A 3,474-nucleotide genomic window follows, 5' to 3' on the forward strand; every position below is an offset into this window, starting at 1 on the left:
CACCAGGGCCATCGGATGGACCTTGATGTGCTCGGCGACGATGAACTCCATCCTTGCCAGCCCCACGCCGTCGTTGGGCAGCAAGGCCGTCTTGAAGGCGCTGTCGGGATTGCCCAGGTTGACCATCAGATGCGTCTGCGGGCGTGCGAGCGCCGACAGCTCGACGCTGGTCTTGTCGAACTGCAGCGCGCCCGGGTAGACGTGGCCTTCGGCGCCCTCGGCACAGGACACGGTGATCTCGTCGCCCGTGCGGATCGTGGCCGTCGCACCGTCGCAGCCGACGACCGCGGGGATGCCCAGTTCGCGCGCCACGATGGCCGCATGGCAGGTGYGTCCGCCGCGGTTGGTGACGACTGCGGCCGCGATCTTCATGACCGTGCCCCAGTCYGGCATCGTGGTGTCGGCGACCAGGACCTCCCCGGGCTTGAACTGCCCCAGCGCCAGCACGTCGGAGACGACGCGCGCCTTGCCGGTCGCAATCGACGAGCCGACGGCCCGCCCGGCAACCAGCGGCCGGGGCGGTGCATCGAGGTGGTACTCGTCGACGCGATTCAGCGGCTTTTGCGATGCCACCGTCTCCGGACGGGCCTGAACGATGTAGATCAGGCCATCGAGCCCGTCCTTGGCCCACTCGATGTCCATCGGAGTCGGCTGCCCTGCGCGGCGACTGTAGTGGTCCTCGATCGCGCCCGCCGCCTCGGCCAGCGCCAGCACGTCGGCGTCGCCGATGCAGTAGCGCGCCTGGTCTTCAGGGGGCGTGGGCAGGTTGCAGGTCGTCTCGCGACCCGCGGCCTTCGAATACACCAGTCGCATCTCCTTGCTGCCGAGCTTGCGCCGCAGGACGGTGCGGTGGCCAAGCTTCAGGGTCGGCTTGAAGACATAGAACTCGTCGGGGTCCACGGTGCCCTGGACGACGTTCTCGCCCAGCCCGTAGGCGCCGGTTATGAAGACGACATCCCGGAATCCGCTGTCGGTGTCGAGCGTGAACATGACCCCGCTGGCGGCGCGATCCGAACGCACCATCTGCATCACGCACACGGACTGAAGGACCCTGAAGTGGTCGAAGCCGTTGTCGACCCGGTAGGCGATGGCGCGGTCCTTGAACAGGCTGGCGAAGCAGAGGCGAACGGCGTCCAGCAGGCGCGCCTCGCCGGAGATGTTCAGGAAGGACTCGTGCTGCCCGGCGAAGCTGGCGGTCGGGAGGTCCTCGGCGGTGGCGGAACTGCGCACGGCCACCGTCATGTCGGAGCCGTACTCCGTGCGCAGTTGCGCATAGGCCGCGCGGATCTCGCGCACCACGTCGTCGGGCAAAGGCGCCGAATAGACGATCTCGCGCGCAAGCCGTGCCCGCCGCGCCAGATCGTCGACGTTCTCGACGTCCAGGCCTGCCAGGGCTTCCTTGAGACGCGGCAGCGCATCGGCAGTCTCGAGCGTGCGACGGTACGCGTCCGCGGTGATCGCGAATCCGTTGGGTACGCGAACGCTGCCTGGGCGCAAGGCGCTGAACAACTCCCCGAGCGATGCGCTCTTGCCTCCCACCGTCGGCACATCATCCGCACCGAGTTCGGAGAACCAGCGGATATGAATTGCGTCGGGGGCATGAGCGTCTCCTTGTGCCAGAGCGCGACTGCGCTCGAACATGGCCAACGCTAAGCCCGAATGACCGGTAGGAGGTAGGATATTGATAGCGCGCAAGCCGGCAGTGGCGAGAGGCGTCGGCACGAGCGCGGTCTTTCGGCCAATTCGTCGGCTCCCATCGCTCCCTTGATGCAGGTCAAGCGCCCCGATGTGGCCGTGTCTACGAGCAGAAAGCCGGCGCCTCAGCGACGATGAATGAGACCCTTCACAAGCTTCGTACGCTGCTCGACGAGTTGCAGGGCAATGCGCTGAACAAGGCACGCGACGCGGCGCGAAGCACGGACCAAGTCGTGCACCATTATCCCTACAGCGCGATCGGCATCGCGGCAGCCGCGGGACTCATGATCGGCTTCCTCGCAATGCGGCGCTGAGGCATCACGACAGCGTTCCTCGTCGGGATCAGGCGATCGATTTCCGCTGAGGCTTTCCTCGGGTGCAACATGAAACATTCCCAGAACCACCGGCCGAGCATCGCGAGCGTGGCTATTGGTGGAGGTTCACCGTCGAGGGGTCGCCATTCATATCAGGCGCCGGAACGACCTGCGACGACCAGACGATTCAAGGCGGCGCCTTGCATGAGGCAATGCGTGCGGCCCGCCTCGCGATCGACCGAGTGCAGGCAGACGCCGACATGCCCCCGATGAAGCCCGCATGGAGAGTGGGCCGATCAGGAGGCGAGGGCGGTCGTCGGTAGCCTTGGCGGGGACTGCCCATGCCCGTAGCCCACGAAGGCGCCGTGTCGCGCGCTGCCGTGACATCAGCCGCGCCAGGCAGACCGGAAGTGACATCGGCGCGCCTGATGTCGGTGTGATCCAGACGCTTGCATGAACTGCGCGGCGGCGAGGGGGCGCCCCGCGAACCTGGACGATGACTTGCAGCGCACGCTTGGCATTGACGCGCGGATGGAACTGATGCTGCGGCTCGAGCAGGCGTTCAACGTGCGCATGCCCGAAGCCTGGAGGCCGCGCAACTTGCCGCGCGCACTGGCTCCGCGCCACCGCTCGGTTGGAGCGGCTTGATCATCGGCGAGACAGGGTTCGCGGACGCCGAATGATCGCCCCGCGAACCCTGATTCGATCCGGTTCTACTCGATCTTCAGCGTCCGGCTACCGGAGCCTTCGCGCTTGGGCAAAGTGAGGCGCAGCACGCCGTCCTCGAGCTTGGCGACCGCCGTCTTGTCGTCCACGTCGCTGGCGAGCGTGAAGCCGCGCGAGACGGTGCCGCGGTAGGTCTCGCGGACCAGCGAGCGGCCGTGCTTCTCTTCCTGCTCCTTCTTGATCTCGGCAGAGATCGAGACGTAACTGCCATCGATCGAGACGCGAATGTCCTCCTTCTTGGCGCCGGGAATCTCTGCGCTCACGAGATATTCCTTGTCGCTCTCGCTGACGTCGACGCGAATGTCAGCAGGCAGCGTGTTCTCGTCGATGAGCTGCATCGGACGGGCGAAGCGCCGGAACATCTCGGGAAACAGATTGTCGAGCCGATCGAAACGGGTCAGTGAGTTCATTTGAGCTACTCCATGATAGGTTGAACGGTGTCGACCGGCTGCCCGAAGGACGGTCATCTCAATCGACGAAATCAGTCTATGCACCGATCGGCACAGCGCCTTGCGCTCGATCAAAAAACGGGCATTCCGGACTCGATCCCCGGGCGCGCATCGCCGCCGGGCTGCTTCGGCGCATTGGCGACCATGCAGTCGGTTGTGAGCACCAGGCTCGCGATCGATGTCGCGTTCTGCAGCGCGAGACGGGTCATCTTGGCGGGATCGATGACCCCCATCTCCAGCATGTCGCCATACGCGCGCGTTGCGGCGTTGTAGCCATGACTCCGCTGGGC

Annotated in this window: 5 protein-coding genes; 2 read left to right on the forward strand and 3 right to left on the reverse strand. The window is 65.7% G+C overall.

The annotated features are described in order from the left end of the window. The coding region (ppsA, locus tag AC1DY5_RS47465) for a phosphoenolpyruvate synthase (RefSeq protein ID WP_478121316.1) at positions 1 to 1,641 on the reverse strand (1,641 nt) is incomplete at its 3' end. Between the two features lie 188 nt (positions 1,642 to 1,829). Here ppsA and AC1DY5_RS47470 point away from each other — a divergent pair. After that, on the forward strand, positions 1,830 to 2,009 hold the full coding sequence (locus AC1DY5_RS47470; RefSeq protein WP_478121317.1) for a glycine zipper domain-containing protein: 180 nt from the start codon (positions 1,830 to 1,832) through the stop codon (positions 2,007 to 2,009). A gap of 453 nt (positions 2,010 to 2,462) precedes the next feature. After that, positions 2,463 to 2,657 (forward strand): hypothetical protein, encoded by a 195-nt coding sequence (locus AC1DY5_RS47475; protein WP_478121318.1) that lies wholly within the window; start codon positions 2,463 to 2,465, stop codon positions 2,655 to 2,657. Positions 2,658 to 2,722: 65 nt separating this feature from the next. On the opposite strand, the gene AC1DY5_RS47480 is transcribed toward AC1DY5_RS47475, so the two are convergent. Beyond that, a complete protein-coding gene (locus tag AC1DY5_RS47480; protein ID WP_478121319.1) occupies positions 2,723 to 3,145 on the reverse strand; it encodes an Hsp20/alpha crystallin family protein in 423 nt (140 codons plus the stop codon). A 110-nt stretch (positions 3,146 to 3,255) separates the two neighbouring features. Beyond that, positions 3,256 to 3,474, reverse strand: a 219-nt coding sequence (locus tag AC1DY5_RS47485) for a TCP-1/cpn60 chaperonin family protein (RefSeq protein WP_478121320.1), incomplete at its 5' end; no start/stop codon positions are given.

The sequence above is a fragment of the Variovorax sp. P4_D9 genome (genome assembly GCF_056401695.1).